Source organism: Azotobacter chroococcum (assembly GCF_004339665.1).
In the GTDB taxonomy this organism is placed as follows: domain Bacteria; phylum Pseudomonadota; class Gammaproteobacteria; order Pseudomonadales; family Pseudomonadaceae; genus Azotobacter; species Azotobacter chroococcum.
Map to the genome: position 1 here is coordinate 97704 of NZ_SMMU01000011.1, position 17961 is coordinate 115664.

At 69.2% G+C, this 17961-nt stretch carries 21 protein-coding genes and 1 pseudogene; 15 read left to right on the forward strand and 7 right to left on the reverse strand.

Annotation, left to right across the window (positions count from 1 at the left end; all coding sequences use genetic code 11):
- The first annotated feature begins 1 nt into the window (after position 1).
- The 4 genes from EV691_RS11635 (at position 2) to EV691_RS11650 (ending at position 3012) form a co-directional block, all read left to right on the forward strand.
- Positions 2–931 (forward strand): electron transfer flavoprotein subunit alpha/FixB family protein, encoded by a 930-nt coding sequence (locus tag EV691_RS11635; RefSeq protein ID WP_131297127.1) that lies wholly within the window; start codon positions 2–4, stop codon positions 929–931.
- Positions 932–1023: 92 nt separating this feature from the next.
- Positions 1024–1839, forward strand: coding sequence for a substrate-binding periplasmic protein (locus EV691_RS11640; protein ID WP_131297130.1), 816 nt, complete (start codon positions 1024–1026; stop codon positions 1837–1839).
- Between the two features lie 10 nt (positions 1840–1849).
- A complete protein-coding gene (locus EV691_RS11645; protein ID WP_131297132.1) occupies positions 1850–2200 on the forward strand; it encodes a DUF4398 domain-containing protein in 351 nt (116 codons plus the stop codon).
- Complete coding sequence (locus tag EV691_RS11650) at positions 2200–3012, forward strand: OmpA family protein (protein ID WP_131297134.1); 813 nt, start codon at positions 2200–2202, stop codon at positions 3010–3012. Before EV691_RS11645 ends, EV691_RS11650 begins: the two co-directional genes overlap by 1 nt.
- A 37-nt stretch (positions 3013–3049) precedes the next feature.
- Here EV691_RS11650 and EV691_RS11655 read toward each other — a convergent pair whose 3' ends face one another.
- Positions 3050–3223: a DUF2897 family protein gene (locus EV691_RS11655; protein WP_082045468.1), complete on the reverse strand. Its 174-nt coding sequence runs from the start codon at positions 3221–3223 to the stop codon at positions 3050–3052.
- A gap of 151 nt (positions 3224–3374) precedes the next feature.
- On the opposite strand from EV691_RS11655, the gene EV691_RS11660 reads away from it, so the two are divergent.
- The 4 genes from EV691_RS11660 to pyrF all read left to right on the forward strand — a co-directional run bounded on the left by EV691_RS11660 (position 3375) and on the right by pyrF (position 7139).
- Positions 3375–4676: a sensor histidine kinase gene (locus EV691_RS11660; RefSeq protein WP_131297136.1), complete on the forward strand. Its 1302-nt coding sequence runs from the start codon at positions 3375–3377 to the stop codon at positions 4674–4676.
- 1 nt (position 4677) lies between these two features.
- Positions 4678–5592, forward strand: coding sequence for a response regulator (locus tag EV691_RS11665; protein ID WP_131297138.1), 915 nt, complete (start codon positions 4678–4680; stop codon positions 5590–5592).
- A 63-nt stretch (positions 5593–5655) separates the two neighbouring features.
- Positions 5656–6396, forward strand: coding sequence for a ZIP family metal transporter (locus tag EV691_RS11670; protein WP_131297140.1), 741 nt, complete (start codon positions 5656–5658; stop codon positions 6394–6396).
- A 47-nt stretch (positions 6397–6443) separates the two neighbouring features.
- Complete coding sequence (pyrF, locus tag EV691_RS11675; protein ID WP_131297142.1) at positions 6444–7139, forward strand: orotidine-5'-phosphate decarboxylase; 696 nt, start codon at positions 6444–6446, stop codon at positions 7137–7139.
- Between the two features lie 6 nt (positions 7140–7145).
- Here pyrF and EV691_RS11680 read toward each other — a convergent pair whose 3' ends face one another.
- A complete protein-coding gene (locus EV691_RS11680; protein WP_131297144.1) occupies positions 7146–8339 on the reverse strand; it encodes a benzoate/H(+) symporter BenE family transporter in 1194 nt (397 codons plus the stop codon).
- 98 nt (positions 8340–8437) lie between these two features.
- On the opposite strand from EV691_RS11680, the gene EV691_RS11685 reads away from it, so the two are divergent.
- The 4 genes from EV691_RS11685 to efp all read left to right on the forward strand — a co-directional run bounded on the left by EV691_RS11685 (position 8438) and on the right by efp (position 11558).
- A complete protein-coding gene (locus tag EV691_RS11685) occupies positions 8438–9085 on the forward strand; it encodes a hypothetical protein (RefSeq protein WP_377802234.1) in 648 nt (215 codons plus the stop codon).
- 112 nt (positions 9086–9197) lie between these two features.
- On the forward strand, positions 9198–9671 hold the full coding sequence (locus EV691_RS11690) for a bacteriohemerythrin (RefSeq protein ID WP_039808003.1): 474 nt from the start codon (positions 9198–9200) through the stop codon (positions 9669–9671).
- 143 nt (positions 9672–9814) lie between these two features.
- On the forward strand, positions 9815–10948 hold the full coding sequence (earP, locus tag EV691_RS11695; protein ID WP_131297146.1) for an elongation factor P maturation arginine rhamnosyltransferase EarP: 1134 nt from the start codon (positions 9815–9817) through the stop codon (positions 10946–10948).
- Between the two features lie 43 nt (positions 10949–10991).
- Positions 10992–11558: an elongation factor P gene (efp, locus tag EV691_RS11700; protein WP_039805301.1), complete on the forward strand. Its 567-nt coding sequence runs from the start codon at positions 10992–10994 to the stop codon at positions 11556–11558.
- 72 nt (positions 11559–11630) lie between these two features.
- On the opposite strand, the gene EV691_RS11705 is transcribed toward efp, so the two are convergent.
- From EV691_RS11705 to EV691_RS11715, 3 genes are all read right to left on the reverse strand, one after another.
- Positions 11631–12059, reverse strand: coding sequence for an organic hydroperoxide resistance protein (locus tag EV691_RS11705; protein WP_089167575.1), 429 nt, complete (start codon positions 12057–12059; stop codon positions 11631–11633).
- A 145-nt stretch (positions 12060–12204) separates the two neighbouring features.
- The gene (locus EV691_RS11710) at positions 12205–12654 is read right to left on the reverse strand and encodes a MarR family winged helix-turn-helix transcriptional regulator (RefSeq protein WP_207390122.1); all 450 of its coding nucleotides are present in this window, start codon (positions 12652–12654) and stop codon (positions 12205–12207) included.
- 81 nt (positions 12655–12735) lie between these two features.
- Positions 12736–13692: a LysR family transcriptional regulator gene (locus EV691_RS11715; RefSeq protein WP_131297149.1), complete on the reverse strand. Its 957-nt coding sequence runs from the start codon at positions 13690–13692 to the stop codon at positions 12736–12738.
- A gap of 98 nt (positions 13693–13790) precedes the next feature.
- On the opposite strand from EV691_RS11715, the gene EV691_RS11720 reads away from it, so the two are divergent.
- Positions 13791–14540 (forward strand): sulfite exporter TauE/SafE family protein, encoded by a 750-nt coding sequence (locus EV691_RS11720; RefSeq protein ID WP_039805291.1) that lies wholly within the window; start codon positions 13791–13793, stop codon positions 14538–14540.
- 68 nt (positions 14541–14608) lie between these two features.
- On the opposite strand, the gene EV691_RS11725 is transcribed toward EV691_RS11720, so the two are convergent.
- Entirely contained in the window at positions 14609–14857 is a 249-nt protein-coding gene (locus EV691_RS11725; protein WP_242672467.1) for a DUF2790 domain-containing protein, read from the reverse strand.
- A gap of 224 nt (positions 14858–15081) precedes the next feature.
- The gene (locus tag EV691_RS11730; RefSeq protein WP_131297153.1) at positions 15082–16425 is read right to left on the reverse strand and encodes a class II 3-deoxy-7-phosphoheptulonate synthase; all 1344 of its coding nucleotides are present in this window, start codon (positions 16423–16425) and stop codon (positions 15082–15084) included.
- 101 nt (positions 16426–16526) lie between these two features.
- Between EV691_RS11730 and EV691_RS11735 the strand changes: the two genes are divergently transcribed.
- Complete coding sequence (locus tag EV691_RS11735) at positions 16527–17282, forward strand: spermidine synthase (RefSeq protein WP_131297155.1); 756 nt, start codon at positions 16527–16529, stop codon at positions 17280–17282.
- A gap of 88 nt (positions 17283–17370) precedes the next feature.
- Positions 17371–17955 (forward strand): annotated as a pseudogene (locus EV691_RS11740) (LysR family transcriptional regulator); the annotation flags it as partial.
- Positions 17956–17961: the final 6 nt, after the last annotated feature.

Genomic DNA, 17961 nt, shown 5'->3' on the forward strand with positions numbered 1-17961 from the left:
GATGGCAATCCTGGTAATCGCTGAACACGACAACGCGGTACTGGCGGCCGCGACCCTGAACACCGTCGCGGCTGCACAGCAGATCGGCGGCGACCTCCATGTGCTGGTGGCCGGCAGCGGCTGCAGTGCCGTCGCCGAGAGCGCCGCGAAGATCGCCGGGGTGGCCAAGGTGCTGGTCGCCGACGACGCGGCCTACGCCCACCTGCTGGCGGAGAACGTCGCGCCGCTGATCGCCGGTCTGGCCAAGGGGTACAGCCACGTGCTGGCGCCGGCCTCGACCAACGGCAAGAACTACCTGCCGCGCGTCGCCGCACTGCTCGACGTCGAGCAGATCTCCGAGATCGTCGCGGTGGAAAGCGCCGACACCTTCAAGCGGCCGATCTACGCCGGCAACGCCATCGCCACCGTGCAGTCCAGCGCGCCGATCAAGGTGATCAGCGTGCGCGCCACCGCCTTCGACGCGGCGGCGGGCGAGGGCGGCAGCGCGTCCATCGAGGCGCTGGCCGGTGCGGGCGAGGCGGGCACCTCGAGCTTCGTCGGCGAGGAGCTGGCCAAGTCGGACCGTCCGGAGCTGACCTCGGCGCGGGTGGTGATCTCCGGCGGGCGCGGCCTGCAAAGCGGGGAGAACTTCGGGCTGCTGTACGCGCTGGCGGACAAGCTGGGGGCGGCGGTGGGCGCCTCGCGCGCCGCGGTGGATGCGGGTTTTGCGCCGAACGACATGCAGGTCGGGCAGACCGGCAAGATCGTCGCGCCGGACCTGTACATCGCGGTGGGCATCTCCGGGGCGATCCAGCACCTGGCGGGGATGAAGGACTCGAAGGTGATCGTGGCGATCAACAAGGACGCCGAGGCGCCGATCTTCCAGGTGGCCGACTACGGCCTGGTGGCGGATCTGTTCGAAGTCGTGCCGGAGCTGGAAAAGCAGCTCTGACCGCTCGCCGGCCGGACCCGAAGCCCGCTCACCGAGCGGGCTTCTTGCAACTGGGGCCGGCAACTCTCCAACCACGCCCCTGCGGAAATTCCATGCAGAACCGTTTCCTTGCCGCGCTGCTGGCGCTGGCCGGCCTGCTGTCGCCCATGGCGGTCGCGGCCGGCACCTGCGAGCGGCTGGTCGCCACCGGCGACCCCGACCAGCCGCCCTATCTCTGGCGCGATCCGCAGAATCCCGGGCAACTGATCGGCGCCAGCGCCGACCTGCTCGAGCTGCTGGCCAAGGCGCTGGAGCTCAGGATCGACCTGATCCGCTCCCGTTCCCGGGAGCGTGCCGAGGCGAACGTGGCGAGCGGCCGCATCGACCTGCTGGTCGGCAGCTTCCCCAGCGCCGCCCGCCTGGAGTCGCTGGACTTCATCGAGCCGGCGCTCTTCGTGCAGTCCGCGGTGGTCTGGGTGCACAGGGACCGGGTCTTCCCCTATGAAGGCTGGAGCGACCTGTACACTCACCAGGGCGCGGCCTTGGCCGATGGCCGCTTGGCCCGCGAGTTCGAGCCGCTGTCCGGCACCTCCCTGCCGCTCGAGGAACTGCCGACCCTGGCCGAAGCCCTGAAGAAGCTGCAGCGGGGCGAGGTCGCCTATCTGCTCGGGGAGCCGTATGCCGTCCGGGCCGCCGCCGAGGCGCTGGGTATGCAGGCGGAGATCCAGCCGCTGCTGCCGCCGCTGGTCAGCGAAGGACTGTATCTGGCCGTGGGACGCGACTCCGCCTGCAACGAGCCGGCGCTGCGTGCCCGGCTGGCGGCCCGGCTGGCCGAGCTGAACGCCGCCGGGCTGGTGGAAAGCCTGTTGCAACGCAATGCCGCGCGCTGGAAGGCGCAGGGCTTGCCGTCTTCACCCGCTGCCAAGTAGGAATCCATTCGTGAATAGCGCACGTTTTTCCGTTGCCCTGCTTTTCCTCGTCGTGGCCGGCTGCGCCAGTGATCCCGCGCCGCACGAGCAGCTGCGCCTGAGCGAGCAGGCGCTGGTGCAGGCCCGCGCCGTCGGCGCCGACGCGGAGCAGACCGAGCTGGCCCTGGCGCAGGGCAAGTTCGAGCAGGTCGGGGCCGCGCTGGCCGCCGGCCATCACAAGCAGGCGCGCATGCTGGCCGAACAGGCCGAGCTGGATGCGCGTCTGGCCGAGGCACAGCTGCTGACCCGCAAGAGCAACAAGCAGGTGAGCGAAGTCGAGCAGCAGATCGGCGTGCTGCGCCAGCAACTGGGGGAACTCTGATGAAGGGGCCGCATGCTTTCCCGTTCGGCCTGCTGGCCCTGGCGCTGCTGGGCGGTTGCGCCACCACCTCGCCGGAGACGCGGCGAACCCTGGACGAGGCGCACGCCGAGCTGCTGGCCATCCGCACCGATCCGGCGGTGCGGCTCAGCGCCGAGAAGGACCTGGCGCGGGCCGAGGAGTCGCTGGGGCGGGCCGAGCGCTTCTCCAGCTATCTGGGCAGCGAGGAGGATGTCCTCCACTATGCCTATCTGAGCCGGCGCTATGGCCAGATCGCCCGCGAGCATGGCGCGCAGCGCCAGGCCGCCGAGCGCGTCGCCCAGCTGGAGAAGGAGCGCGATCGCCTGCAGCTGGCCCTGAGCGAGGCCCGCCTGCTGAATGCCGAACAACAGGGGCAATGGCTCGAGGAACAGCTGCTCGGCCAGGCCGCCACCGAAACCGAGCGCGGTCTGGTGATGACCCTGGGCGATGTGCTGTTCGATAGCGGGCAGGTGGAGCTGCGCTCGGCGGCGACGCGCACCGTGCTGCAGGTGGCCAGGTTCCTGCGCCTCAACCAGCGCCGCGTGGTGCGCATCGAGGGCTATACCGACACCCAGGGCGACGACCGGCTCAACCTCGAACTGTCCCGCGGTCGCGCCCAGTCGGTCCGCGACATGCTCGTGGATCTGGGCGTCGACGGCAAACGCATCCAGGTCGCCGGCTACGGCGAGGCCTACCCGGTCGCCGAGAACGCCTCCAACCAAGGCCGCGCGCGCAACCGCCGGGTGGAGATCGTGTTCTCCGATGAAGAGGGCAAGCTGGGCGCGGGGCGCTGATTGCCGTGCCCGCCGCCCGGCGGGCGCGATCCGCTGCCTACCTTTCCTTTTCCCGCTGCTCCCTGGCATCCAGCTCGGCGTTGCGCTGGCGGATGCGCTCGAGCTGCTCCTTGGTCAGGGGCAGCTTCTTCGCCGCGTCGCGCAGCGCCAGCAGGCTGCCGATCACCGAGCCAAACACCAGAATCAGTATCAGCCAGACGTACCAGGGCATATCGTGTTCCCTCGCAGGCCCCCTGCGGGTTGCAGGGGGTATCAGATTGCGTGGTGGCGGGGCGGGCTGTGCGGCATGAGCGTGACGACTGTCACATGATGGCAACTTGATACTGCTTGAATGGCGCCTTCCGCAAACACGGAGCGTGCCGATGTCCTCCAGCGCCCTTGCCCCTCTGCTCAGGCCCGTCGCAGCGCTGCCCGCCACCATGAGCATAAGCGATGTGGCGGACCGCCTGCTCACGGCCGAGCACAAGGCCTTTCTTTCCCTGCCGGTGGTCGACGACGCTGGCCGGCCGCTCGGGCTGGTCAGCCGTTACAGGCTGCAGGACATCTTCATGCAGCGTTTCGGCCGCGATCTCTGGGGACGCCGCCCGGTCGTCGACGTGATGAACCCGGAGCCCCTGATCGTCAGCCTGGAGACCGGCCTGGAAGAGGCTGCCCGGCAGATCACCGGTCAGCTGCAGTATCCGATCACCGAGGACTTCGTGCTGGTCGACGGGGCGGGCCGCTACCAGGGCCTGGGCACGGTGCTCGACCTGCTGAAGGCCATGGAGGTCCGCGTCGCCCAGCGCAACCGCGTGCTGCGCCGGGCGCTGACCGAGCTGCGCGAGTCGCAGACCCAGCTGGTGCAGGCGGAGAAGATGGCCTCGCTCGGGCAGATGGTCGCCGGCGTCGCCCACGAGCTGAACACCCCGCTGGGTTACGTGAAGAACAACGTGGAACTGCTGCGCGAATTGATCGAGCCGCTGTTCGGGCTGGCTGAGGCGCAGGCCGCGCTGGGCGACTGCCTGGGCGCCGCCGATGCCGACGAGGAGGCCCTGGCCCGTGCCCTGGAGAACGCCACCCGGGCCCGCGAGCGGGCCGCCCCGGAGCTGCTCGCCGGCGACCTCGGGCAGCTGTTCTCCGACACCCGCTACGGCCTCGAACAGATCGGCGAGCTGGTGGTCGGCCTGAAGGACTTCGCCCGCCTGGACCGCGCCATGAGCGAGGAGGTCGATCTCAACGATTGCGTGCGCAGCACCCTGGTCATCGCCCGCAACGGTATCAAGGACAAGGTCGAGGTGCTGACCCGGCTCGGCGAGCTGCCGCGCATCGCCTGCGCGCCCTCGCAGATCAACCAGGTGCTGCTCAACCTGCTCAACAACGCCGCCCAGGCGATGGAGCGCCTCGGCCGCATCCTGATCAAGACCTGGGCCGAGCCGGATGCGCTGTGCCTGTCGGTGCAGGACGACGGCTGCGGCATGCCGCCGGAGGTCCTCAAGCGCATCTTCGATCCCTTCTACACCACCAAGCCGGTCGGCCAGGGTACCGGCCTCGGCCTGTCGATCAGCTTCAAGATCATCCAGGACCATGGCGGCAGCATCCAGGTCGCCTCCGAAGTCGGACGGGGCACGCGCTTCCTGATCCGCCTGCCCCTCACCCAAGCCGCCAGCCTGCAACGGAGCGCCTGACATGACGCCGCCCATCCGCATTCTTTTCATCGACGACGAGGAGCGCATCCTGCGCAGCCTCGCCATGCAGTTCCGCCGGCACTACGAGGTGCTCACCGAGAGCGATCCGCAGCGCGCCCTAGAGCGCCTGCAGGACGAGCCGGTACACATCGTCGTCTGCGACCAGCGCATGCCGAAGATGAACGGCGCGGAACTGCTCACCCGGGCGCGGGAGATCGCCCCGCAGACCCTGCGCATCCTGCTTACCGGCTATTCGGACCTGGACGCGGCGATCGAGGCGCTGAACGGCGGCGGCATCTTCCGCTACCTGACCAAGCCCTGGGACCCGCAGGAAATGGCCGCGACCCTGCGCCAGGCCGCGGAGATCGCCGCGCGCCAGGGGCCGCTCACCAGCCGGCCGGCGCAGCCTTGCCCGGCCGCCGCGCTCAACGTGCTGCTGCTCGACGAGGCGGCCGATACCCTGGCCTGCGTCGAGGCATTCTGCGCGGCCGGCGGCCACCGCCTGCTGCGCGCGTACAGCCTCGACGAGGCGCTGGCGCAGTTGAACGCCGAGCCGGTCGACGTGCTGGTCAGCGACCTCAGGCTGGCCGGCGAGGACACCGCGCCGCTGCTCAAGAGCCTGGCCCAGGCCCATCCGCGGCTGCTCAGCCTGGTGGTCACGCCGTTCTGCGACACCCAGGCGCTGCTCAGGCTGATCAACGAGGCGCAGATCTTCCGCTACCTGCCCAAGCCGGTCCGCCGCGGGCTGTTCGACAAGGGCCTGCAGGCCGCCGCCGAGCAGGTGGCCCAGTGGCGGGCGCAGCCTTCGGCCGCGCCGGCGCGCCTGGCCGAGGCGCCGAAGGAGGCCCGCGAGCGGGAGAAGGTCGGCAGCCTGCTGGGGCTGCTGGCTCGCCTGCGCCAGCGCCTGAGCGCCTGACGAGGGCGCTGGCGGCCCGCAGGGGGAAATGGGTAGCCTTGCCCCGCCAAGGGAGGGGAAGGCATGCCGGAATCGCTGATACTGCAGGCGGGACTGTGGGGCTGGCTGGCGGCGAGCACGTTGTTGCTCGGCGCCTGGCTGGGCTTCGGGGCACCGCTGCCGGACAGGTTCGTCGCCGCGGTGATGGCCTTCGGCAGCGGTGTGCTGATCGCCGCCCTGTGCTTCGAGCAATTGCCCCAGGCCGAACGGCTCGGCGGACTCTGGCCGACCCTGGCCGGTCTGCTGGCCGGCGGCGTGGCCTTCGTCCTGGCCAACGAGGGACTCGACCGCCTGGAGGCGCAGCATCGCGCCAGGAACGCCGGCGAGGGTTCGCTGGTCGGCCTGCTGATCGCCGCCGGGGCCTTTCTCGACGGCATTCCCGAATCCCTGGCGCTGGGGCTCGGGCTGCTCGGCGACGGCCGGCCGAGCCTGGTGCTGCTGGTCGCCGTGCTGCTCGCCAACCTGCCAGAAGGGCTGGCCAGCGCGGCCAGCCTGCGCGCCGAGGGGCGCAGCGGACGCCAGGTGTTCGCCCTGTGGGGCGCCATCGTTGTCCTCTCGGGCCTCGCCGCGATGCTCGCCCCGGCCTTTCTCGCCGGCCTGTCGCCGGGCTGGCTGGCGTTCGCCCTGGGCTTTTCCGCCGGCGCGGTGCTCTGCATGCTGGTGGACACCCTGATTCCCGAGGCCTTCAAGGCCACCCACGCGCTGACCGGACTGATCACCCTGGCCGGCTTCATGCTCGCCTTCGCCGTGGAACATTTGTCCTAGGGCGTCCGCTACAATGCCCGCCTAGCGATTTGCCTGGAGCCCGCACCATGTCCTGCCTGACCCCGATCATCGTCGCCCTCGACTTCCCCAGCCGCGAGGCCGCCCTGGCCCTGGCCGCCCGGCTGGACCCCGCGCAGTGCCGGGTGAAGGTCGGCAAAGAGCTGTTCACCCGCTGCGGCCCGGGGATCGTCGAGACCCTGCAGGGGCAGGGCTTCGAGGTGTTCCTCGACCTGAAATTCCACGACATCCCGAACACCACGGCGATGGCGGTAAAGGCCGCTGCCGAGCTGGGCGTGTGGATGGTCAACGTGCACTGCTCCGGCGGCCTGCGCATGATGCGCGCCTGCCGCGAGACCCTGGACGGCATCGCTGGCCGCCGGCCGCTGCTGATCGGCGTGACCGTGCTGACCAGCATGGAGCGCGAGGACCTGGCCGGGATCGGCCTGGATGTCGAGCCGCAGCAGCAGGTCCTGCGCCTGGCCGCGCTGGCCGAGCAGGCCGGGCTGGACGGGCTGGTCTGTTCGGCCCAGGAGGCGCCGGCGCTGAAGGCCGCCCAGCCGCGGCTGCAGCTGGTGACCCCGGGCATCCGCCCGGCCGGTAGCGCCCAGGACGATCAGCGGCGCATCCTTACCCCGCGCCAGGCGCTGGAGGCCGGCTCCGACTACCTGGTGATCGGCCGGCCGATCAGCCAGGCCGCCGACCCGGCCCAGGCGCTGGCGGCGCTGGTCGCCGAGCTGCGCTGACGGCGTTCAGGCCGGCCTGCGCCATTCGAGGATCGCCAGCGTCAGCACGCCGCCGAGCAGGCCCCAGAAGGCCGCGCCGATCGACAGCAGGGTCATCCCCGAGGCGCTGATCATGAAGGTGACCAGCGCCGCCTCGCGTTCGCGGGGCCCGGCCATGGCGCTGCTCAGGCCGCCGCCGATCGAGCCGAACAGCGCCAGGGCGGCGATCGACAGCACCAGTTCGCCCGGCAGGGCGGCGAACAGCGCGGCGAGGGTGGCGGCGAAGGTGCCGGCGACGGCGTAGAACAGTCCGCACCAGAGCGCTGCGGTGTAGCGCCGCTGCGGGTCCTCGTGGGCGGCGCGGCCGGTGCAGATCGCCGCGCTGATGGCCGCCAGGTTGAGGCCGTGGGCGCCGAAGGGCGCCAGCAGCAGCGAGGCGAGGCCGGTCGTGGCGATCAGCGGCGAGGCCGGCACCTGGTAGCCGTCGGCGCGCAGCACCACGAGGCCGGGGATGTTCTGCGAGGCCATGGCCACCACGAACAGCGGAATGCCGATGCTCACCATGGCCTCCAGGGAGAAGCCCGGCGTGGTCCACAGTGGTTGCGCCGGCTGGATCGCGACGCCGCGGAAATCCAGCAGGCCGAGCAGGGCGGCGAGCAGGCTGCCGATCAGCAGCGCGGCGAGGACCGCATAGCGCGGGTTCAGGCGCTTGGCCAGCAGGTAGCCGAAGAACATCGCGCCGACCAGCAGGGGGCGCCGCTCGGCGGCGAGGAAGATCTCGCTGCCGATGTCGAACAGGATGCCGGCGAGCAGGGCGGCGGCGAGCGGGGCGGGCAGGCGGCGCATCAGGCGTTCGCAGCCGCCGCTCAGGCCGACCGCGGCGAGCAGTGCGGCGCACAGCAGGTAGGCGCCGATCGCCTCGGCGTAGCCGACGCCGGGCAGGCTGCCGACCAGCAGGGCCGCGCCGGGTGTCGACCAGGCGACCACGATGGGCGCACGATAGCGCAGCGACAGGCCGATGGTGCAGACCGCCATGCCGATCGACAGCGCCCAGATCCACGAGGCGATCTGCGCGCCGCTCAGGCCGGCGGCCTGGCCGGCCTGGAACATCAGCACCAGGGAACTGGTATAGGCGGTGAGCATGGCGACGAAACCGGCGACGATCGCCGAGGGGGACGAATCGGCCAGCGGGCGAAGGGCTGCCCTCGGGGCTGCGGTCACTATCGAGGCTCCTTGCAAGGCAGGGTTGTCGGTGGGGTTCGGGGATTGTGGATACCGCCTGGGCCGGGCATCCGTCCTGGCGGCGGAGGAGTCGGCCCGTGCGCGATGATCCGGCCGGCCTGCGCGACGATAACCCCTATGCGCCGCCCCGGGGAGCCCTGCTGGATGCGCCGGGGGCGCCGCCGATGCCCGGCTGGTCGTCCGCCCAGCTGCGGGTGCTCGGCTGGCTCGCCCTGGCCACGGTGCTCGGCACCCTGGTGATCGTGCTGCTGTCCTTCAGCGGCCTCACCCGGGTGCGCGGGGTGGCTGCGTATGCCAACTGGCTCGGCCTGATCTTGGTGCTGCTCGGCAATTACCTGCTGCTGCGCCTGAAGAGCTTCGCCGAGGCGCGTTTCGCCGCCCGCGGCCTGGGCTGGCCGGTGTGGCTGAGTGTCGCACTGGGGTTGCTGCTGGAGGCCGCCGCACTGCTCTTCGAGTCCGCTCCGCTCGCGGCCTGGCAGGCCTGGCTGTATGCCGCCGCGCTGATCGGCTATGGCGGTCTGCTGGTCTGGCTCGGCGTGCGTCTGCTCGCCGCACCGGGGGCCTTCAAGGCCTTGCGCGGCATGGGCTGGCTGGCGATCGCCGGCGGACTCATGCTGGCCTCCCTGGTGCTCGCGGCGCAGGCCGTGCTGCCCCTGCTGGGTGCCCATCTGGCGCTGGCGCTGGTGTTCTTCAGGGGGGCTTCGGAGCTGTACGGACGCCCGTGATGCCCGCCGCGGCGGTTTGCCGGGGATTGATCTGGCTCAACGCCATCATGATTGCCTCCCTCTACCCTGCGCGCCATCGGCATCCATGCCGCTCGAGATGGGGAGTACCGAAGTGGCTTATCTGACCTGGCGCAACGATCTGAACACCGGCATCGAGGTGATCGACGCGCAGCACCGGCAAATCGTCGAGATGATCAACCAGCTGCACGAAACCCAGGGTCAGGACCGGGCGGCGGTCGGGGTGGTGATCGAGGCGCTGGTTGACTACACGGTGTCGCATTTCGCCTTCGAGGAGTCGCTGATGGAGGACGCCGGCTACCAGTTCAGCCGCGCCCACAAGCGCATCCATGACCTCTTCATCAAGCGGGTGTCCGACTACCGCGGGCGCTACGCGGCCGGCGAGGACGTCGCCGAGGAGTTGCAGGAACTGCTGTCGCGCTGGCTGTTCAGCCACATCAAGGAAGAGGACGCCAGCTATGTCGGTGCGGTCCGCGCACAGATGCAGAGCCTGGCCAGTGACCGCAGCTCCGGCGGCTGGCTGTCGCGCTCGATGAAACGCTTCTTCGGCAGGAGCGAGGCCGCCTGACGGCCTGGTTACGCCACTTCCCGCTCGCCCACTGCTGTTCCCCCTTCGCGCCGGCCGCCCCGGTGCGGCCCTCCGCTTGACCCATCCCCCTCGGCCCACTGGCATAATCCGTTCCCCCTTGTGTTCCGGAGAGAGGAGCGGACATGCAGGCCTCCTGGGAGATCTTCTGCAGCGTCGTCGACAACTACGGCGACGCCGGCGTGACCTGGCGTCTGGCCCGCCAGCTGGCGGCCGAGCACGGCCTGCGGGTCAGGCTGTGGATCGACGATCCGGCGGCGCTGGTGCGCCTCTGTCCCGAGGTGGACGCCAGTGCCTCCCGGCAGTGGCAGGCGGGGGTGGAGATATGCCGCTGGCCGGCGGACTGGCAGCCGGTCGAACCCGCCGACGTGGTCATCGAGGCCTTCGCCTGCCAGCTGCCCGAGGCGCACGTCGTGGCCATGGCGAACTGCGGGCGCCGGGTGCTGTGGCTGAACCTGGAGTATCTCAGCGCCGAGGATTGGGTCGGCGGCTGCCACGGCCTGCCGTCCCTGCAACCGGAAGGCCTGCAGAAGTTCTTCTTCTTTCCCGGCTTTGCCGAAAATACCGGCGGGCTGCTCCGCGAGCATGGCCTGATCGAGCGGCGCCGGGCCTTCCAGGCCGATGCCGCGGCGCGCGCGGGGTTTCTCCAGTCGCTCGGCGTGCAGGCACGCCCCGGCGAGCGGCTGGTCTCGCTGTTCGCCTATGAGAATGCGGCCTTGCCGGGCTGGCTGGACGCTCTGGTACAGCACACCAGTCCCACGCTGCTGCTGGTGCCGGAGGGGCGCATCCTCGGCGATCTGCAGCGCTGGCTGGACATGCCGGCGCTGGCCGTCGGTGCCCAGGCGCAGCGCGGCGCCCTGCGCATCCAGGTGCTGCCCTTCGTCCGCCAGGACGATTACGACCGCCTGCTCTGGTGCTGCGACTTCAACGTGGTGCGCGGCGAGGACTCCTTCCTGCGCGCCCAGTGGGCCGGGCGGCCGCTGCTCTGGCAGATCTACCCGCAGGCGGAGGGGGCGCACTGGGACAAGCTGGAGGCCTTCCTCGCCCTGTACCTCGAGGGCTTGTCGCCGAGTGCCGCGGACGCCCTGCAGGCGCTGTGGCGAGCCTGGAACGCCGGCGAGGAGATGGGCGCGGCCTGGACGGCGCTGCAGGACGAGTGGCCGGAACTGTGCGCCCATGCCGAGCGCTGGTGCGCGCGGCAGGCCGCGAGGCCTGATCTGGCCGCGGCACTGGTGCAATTTTATACAGATTGGCTATGATACGCGGCCTGCTTTTCGTTATTCATCCAAACGGATACACCGCATGAAAACCGCTCAAGAATTCCGTGCTGGCCAGGTCGCCAACATCAACGGCTCGCCCTGGGTCATCCAGAAGGCCGAGTTCAACAAGTCCGGCCGCAACGCCGCCGTGGTCAAGATGAAGCTGAAGAACCTGCTCACCGGCGCCGGCACCGAAACCGTGTACCGCGCGGATGACAAGCTCGAGCCGATCATCCTGGATCGCAAGGAAGTGACCTACTCCTACTTCGCCGACCCGCTGTACGTGTTCATGGACGGCGAGTTCAACCAGTACGAGATCGAGAAGGCTGACCTGGAAGGCGTCATGGCCTTCATCGAAGACGGCATGACCGATGTCTGCGAAGCCGTGTTCTATGGCGAGAAGGTGATCTCCGTCGAACTGCCGACCACCATCGTGCGCCAGATCTCCTACACCGAGCCGGCCGTGCGCGGCGACACCTCGGGCAAGGTGATGAAGACCGCCCGTCTGAACAACGGTGCCGAGCTGCAGGTTTCCGCCTTCTGCGAAATCGGCGACTTCATCGAGATCGACACCCGCACCGGCGAGTACAAGTCCCGCGTCAAGGCCTGATCTCCCCGCTGCACCCCAAAAGCCCGGCCCTGCGCCGGGCTTTTTCGTTTCCGGCATCCGCCTGCCGCAGGCTCAGACGGCGACGTTCAGGCGCACCTCGATGTTGCCGCGGGTGGCGTTGGAGTAGGGGCAGACCTGGTGGGCGGCGGCGACCAGCTCCTCGGCCACGGCGCGCTCCAGGCCCGGCAGGTGGATGTCGAGTTCCACTTCCAGGCCGAAGCCGCCGGGGATCTGACCGATGCCGACCTTGCCGGTGATCGAGGCGTCGGCGGGAATCTGCCGCTGGCTCTGGCTGGCGACGAACTTCAGCGCGCCGATGAAGCAGGCCGAGTAGCCGGCCGCGAAGAGCTGCTCCGGGTTGGTGGCCTCGCCACCCTGGCCGCCCAGTTCCCGCGGGGTGGTCAGCTTCACGTCGAGGACGCCGTCCGAGGAGACGGCACGGCCGTCACGGCCGCCGGTAGCGGTTGCGGTGGCGGTATAGAGGGCTTGGATGCGTTGCATGGCGGTATCTCCAGTCGATTTGCTCGATAAAATTTTGCGCGCTAACTAAGTGCGTGAGGTGAAAGTTAGAGCGTATTTATCTTGTGCGCAAGTTAATTTTTGGAAGATTTCGAGATAACGATCAGGACGATCTGGAATAAGCCGGTCAGAGGGCCTTTTGCAGACTGTTGCGCAGGCTGACCAGTTCTTCCTTGAGAGCGGCGAGCGAGGCGGGTGTTTGCTCGCTGGCGGCGACGATGCAGGAGGGAATCTTCCTGGCCTTGTCGTGCAGGGCCCGGCCGCGTTCGCTGAGATGGAGTTCCACCACGCGCTCGTCCTTGCTGCTGCGGGTGCGCTTCAGCAGCCCTTCGGCTTCCAGGCGCTTGAGCAGGGGGGTGAGCGAGCCGGGATCGCTGAGCAGGCGCGCGCTGATCTCGCCGACGGTGATGCCGTCGCGCTCCCAGAGCACCAGCATGGCCAGGTATTGCGGGTAGGTCAGGCCAAGCTCCTGCAGCAGCGGCTTGTAGACCTTGGTCATCAGCAGCGAGGTGGAGTAGAGGGCGAAGCACAGCTGGTTGTCGAGCAGCAGCTCCTGGCAGGTTTCGTCGGCGGACATGGCGATCTCCCGGTAATGGTCAACTAATTTAGCGCGCAAGCCTTTCGTGGGCAAAATGCAACCGGCCCGGCGGCTGGCGAATCAGGAGCGGCTCAGGCTGTTGAGCAGGGCCAGGTCCCAGGGCGGCACAGGACCGAAGCGGTTCTTCAGGAATTCCAGCAGCAGGCGCATGCGCGAGGCGCCGGCCGGGTGTTGGCGCAGGGCATAGACGCCGCTGGACTCGGGCGGCGGCAGGCCGTTCTCGCAGAACAGCGGCAGCAGTTCGCCGCGCAGCAGGTGTTCGCTGATCAGCCAGGTTGGCAGGTGGGCGATGCCGAGTCCGGCGAGGGCGCCGAACAGCAGGGTTTCCGCGTTGTTGGCGGTCATCCGCCGGCGGCCGGGGCGGATGGTGCGGACTTGGCCGTCGATGGTGAAGCGCCAGGCATGCGGCGGAGCCAGGGCGTCCCAGTCGAGGCCGTCGTGCTCCGGCAGCTCGCGCGGATCGCCGGGGCTGCCGCGGCGCTGCAGGTAGTCGGGACTGGCGCAGGCGATGCGCCGCATCGGCGCCAGCGGCGTGGCGACCAGGCGGCTGTCGGTCAGCGGGCCGATGCGCAGGACCAGGTCGACCTGGCCCAGATGCTCGCCCTGCAGATCGACGAAGCTGTCGATCAGGCGCAACTGCACGTCCAGCCGCGGATAGGCGACGAGGAATTCGGCGATGACCGGGGCCAGCCGGCGACGGCCGAAGGGCGCCGGGGCGTCGACGCGGATCAGCCCCTCCGGGGCGCTGTCCAGGGAGACCACCTCGGCCCGCGCCAGGCGCAGCTCGTCGAGGATGCGCCGGGCGCGTTCGGCGAAGGCCAGGCCGGCGGGGGTGGCGCGCACCTCATGGGTGCTGCGCTGGAACAGCAGGCTGCCGAGCGCCTGCTCCAGACCGTCGATGCGCCGCGCCACCGCCGAGGGCGTCAGCTGCCGGCGCCGGGCCGCGGCGGAGAAGCTGCCGCACTCCAGCACCTCGAGAAACAGTTCCAGCTGGCCGCTGAGGGCATCGGGATTCATGGGTGCCTGCTATGCGAATCATGCAAAGCCATTTTGCGCTGCTTTGCGTTTCCCGGCTAGCCATGTCTGTCTAGCATGTGCCTTTTCCCGGAGGTGCGATGAGTCTGCTGCAGTTTTTCCTCGATATCGGCCTGGGGCTCGTGCTGGGTTGCCTGGGGGGGCTGTTCGGCATCGGCGGCGGGCTGATCGCCATTCCGGTGCTCGGCCTGCTGTTCGGTCTCGACCAGCATCTGGCCCAGGGCTCGGCCCTGGTCATGGTGGTGCCCAACGTGCTGCTGGCGCTGCGCCGCTACCACCAGCACAACCGTATCGATCCGCGCCATGCGCTGGTGATGGCCGGCACCGGCTTCTGCGCCGCCTGGCTCGGCGCCCAGGCGGCGAACCTGCTGGACGCCGAGCACATGCGCCTGGCCTTCGGCGGCTTTCTCCTGGCGTTGGCGCTGTGGAGCGGCCTGCGTCTGTTCCTGCGCAGTGCGCCTGGCGGCGAGCTGCGCCGGTCCTGGCCCTGGCTGGTGCCGCTGGGCATAGGTTCGGGCACCCTGGGCGGGCTGTTCGGCGTGGGCGGAGCGCTGGTGGCGACGCCGCTGCTGATCACCCTGTTCGGCACCAGCCAGGTCGTCGCCCAGGGCCTCTCGCTGGCGCTGGCGGCGCCCAGCACGCTGGTCAGCCTGGTCACCTATGCCCTGCACGGGCGGGTCGACTGGCTGCTGGGCATTTCCCTGGCGATCGGCGGCCTGTTCGGTGTCGGCTGGGGCGTGCGCATGGCCCATGCGCTGCCGGAGCGGGCATTGGGTCTGCTGTTCTGCGGCCTCATGTCGTTCTGCGCGCTGCTTCTGTTGCTCAAATAGTGCAGCCGGTACGACGGCGTTTCCGTGATTCCTGCACCCCGCGTCCCTGTGGGGGCAGGTGCTGCGCATCAGGTCTTCAGGAGGCAGCCGGCGGACAGCTTGCGATAGGCGACGACCCTGGTTTCGCCGGCCGAGTTCAGATAGGTCATCCTGGCGTCGATGATCTCGCAGACGTAGGGATCGTACGGAGCGTCGATGGAAATGACCTTGGCGATGTCCAGGGGCAGGCCATAGTGGTACTGCTGGACGGGTGGTTCGGCGGCCTGGGCGAGGGAGGCCGCGCAGCAGAAGGGCAACACCAGATACGAGAGTTTCATGTCGATCACCTCGGGAACGAGATTTTTCCAACCCCCTCAGATATCAGGGCCGATGGTTCGGCATTGTTGTTGTTCGGACTGCTCCAGTTTCTGAAGGCTAGGCCACTTTCGATGGCCGGAGAGCCCATGCAAGTTCATTGCCACCGATGAGCGGTCCCCGCCGTTCGCGGCCTGCCGCCGGGCAGGCCGCCCGCCAGGGGCATCAGGGATGCCCCCGTTGCACCTCAGCGGCGCACCTGCTTCAGGGTCTCGGCGATGAGGAAGGCCAGCTCCAGCGACTGGTCGGCGTTCATCCGCGGGTCGCACTGGGTGTGGTAGCGATCGGAAAGGCTGTCGGCGGTGACCGCGCGGCTGCCGCCGATGCATTCGGTGACGTTCTGCCCAGTCATCTCGATATGGATGCCGCCGGCATGGCTGCCCTCGGCCTGGTGCACGGCGAAGAACTGCCGCACCTCGCGCAGGATGCTCTCGAACGCGCGGGTCTTGTAGCCGCCGGCCTTGATGGTGTTGCCGTGCATCGGGTCGGAACTCCAGAGCACCTGGCGGCCTTCGCGCTGCACCGCGCGGATCAGCGCCGGCAGATGCTGCTCCACCTGGTCCGCGCCCATCCGCGCGATCAGGTTGAGGCGGCCCGGATCGTTGTCCGGGTTGAGGAGGTCGATCAGGCGGAGCAGCCCCTCGGGGTCGGTGGTCGGCCCGACCTTGACCCCGATCGGGTTGCCGACCCCGCGCAGGAACTCCACATGGGCGCCATCCGGCTGGCGGGTGCGGTCGCCGATCCACAGCATGTGCGCCGAGCAGTCGTACCACTCGCCGGTCAGGCTGTCCTGGCGGGTCAGGGCCTGCTCGTAGTTCAACAGCAGCGCCTCGTGGGCGGTGAAGAAGCTGGTTTCGTGCAGCTGCGGCGCGTTCTCCAGGCCGCAGGCGCGCATGAAGGCGAGGGTCTCGTCGATGCGGTCGGCCAGCTGGCTGTACTTCTCCGACAGCGCCGCGTCGGCGATGAAGTCGAGGTTCCACTGGTGGACCTGGTGCAGGTCGGCGAAGCCGCCCTGGGCGAAGGCGCGCAGCAGGTTGAGGGTGGCGGTGGACTGGTGATAGGCCTGCAGCAGGCGCTGCGGGTCCGGCACCCGGCTTTTCGCGTCGAAGTCGATGCCGTTGACGATGTCGCCGCGGTAGGCGGGCAGGGTGACGCTGTCGACGGTTTCGCTGCCCGCCGAGCGCGGCTTGGCGAACTGGCCGGCCATGCGTCCGACCTTCACCACCGGACAGCCGGCGGCGAAGGTCATGGCGATCGCCATCTGCAGCAGCACCTTGAAGGTGTCGCGGATCTTGGTCGCCGAGAACTCGGCGAAGCTCTCCGCGCAATCGCCGCCCTGCAGCAGGAAGGCGCGTCCCTGGCTGACCTCGCCGAACAGCCGGCGCAGCTCGCGCGCCTCGCCGGCGAAGACCAGCGGCGGATAGCCGGCCAGGGTTTCCTCGACCCGGGCGAGGTGGACGGCATCGGGGTATTCGGGTTGCTGCTGGATGGGCTTGGCCCTCCAGCTGGCGGGGCTCCAGTTCTGCTTCATCGGCGGCTCGGATACGGATAGGCTGGTTTTTGGCATGACCGTGCATGTTAACCGATCGCCGCCCGCGCCGGCTGGTAACATAGTCGGCTCATCGCAGGGGGATGACAATGGAAAAAGAGGAGCGCCTGCTCGCCGAGGTGCGTGACGAATTCGGCCTGATCCGCGTGCTGGAGGTCGGCGACTACCGCTTTCTCGAATTCGGCGAGGCGGTGGAGCAGAGCTGCGTGTTCACCGCCGATCCGAGCTGGCTGGAATACGACTACACCCGCGCCATGCTGATCGGCGCGCTCTGCCACGCCGCGCCGGAGAGCGCGCTGTTCCTCGGCCTGGGCGGCGGCAACCTGACCCAGGCCTGCCTCGCCTTCCTGCCGCTGGAGGACGTCGAGGTCATCGAGCTGCGCCCGGAGGTTCCACGCCTGGCCATGGAATACCTGGGACTGGCCGACGACCCGCGGCTGACCATCCGCATCGGCGACGCCCTGGAGCTGCTGTCCAGCGCGGAAAGCGCCGACCTGATCTTCGTCGACCTGTACACGGACATCGGGCCGAACGTGGCCCATCTGGCGTGGAATTTCCTGGGCGACTGCCAGAAGCGCCTCAACCCGGGCGGCTGGCTGGTCATCAACCAGTGGGCCAGCGACGACGGCAAGCCCCTCGGCGCCGCATTGCTGCGCGGGCTCTACCACCGCCACTACTGGGAGTGCCCGGTGAAGGAGGGCAACGTGATCCTGCTGGTGCCCGCCGACCTCGACCAGTCCCTCGACCGCGACGGCCTGCTGGCGCGCGCCGAGGCCCTGGCGCCGCAGCTGGGCTATTCGCTGCGGCCGCTGCTCGAGGTCCTGCGGCCGGCGAGTTGATCCCGTCCCTTTCCCGGGCACGGGCCTGGGAGGACACCCGTATGGCACAGTGATGGCCCGATGACTGTCGTACGGAGGACGCAAGTCCATGTGGAGTGTCGATCCGGTTTCATTGCGGCTGTTCGTGGCGGTCTGCGAGGAGGGCGCCATCGCCCGCGCCAGCGAGCGCGAGTTCATCGCGCCCTCGGCGCTGAGCAAGCGCATCGCCGACATCGAGGCGACCTTCAAGAGCCCGCTGCTGGTGCGCAGCAAGCGCGGCGTGGTGCCGACCCCGGCCGGCCAGGCGCTGCTGCGCCATGCCCGGCAGCTGATGCGCGACATGGAGCGCCTGCAGGGCGAGCTGAGCGAGTACGCGGAAGGGGCGCGCGGGCATGTGCGCATCCTCGCCAACGTGTCCTCGATCATGGAGTTCCTGCCCGAGGAGATCTCCGAGTTCCTGCTCGCCAACGAACATATCCAGGTGGACATCGAGGAGCGCTTCAGTCCGAACATGGTGCGCGGCGTGGCCGAGGGCAATGCCGATCTCGGCATCTGCCGCAAATCCATGGCCGTGCTGGTCAACGACAAGCATCCGCTGGCCGGACGGACCAGCATCGCCTTCGCCGAGATGCTCGACTGCGAACACCTCGGCCTGTCCACCTACGCCACGCTGAATGCCTTCATGCGCCGCTCGGATGAT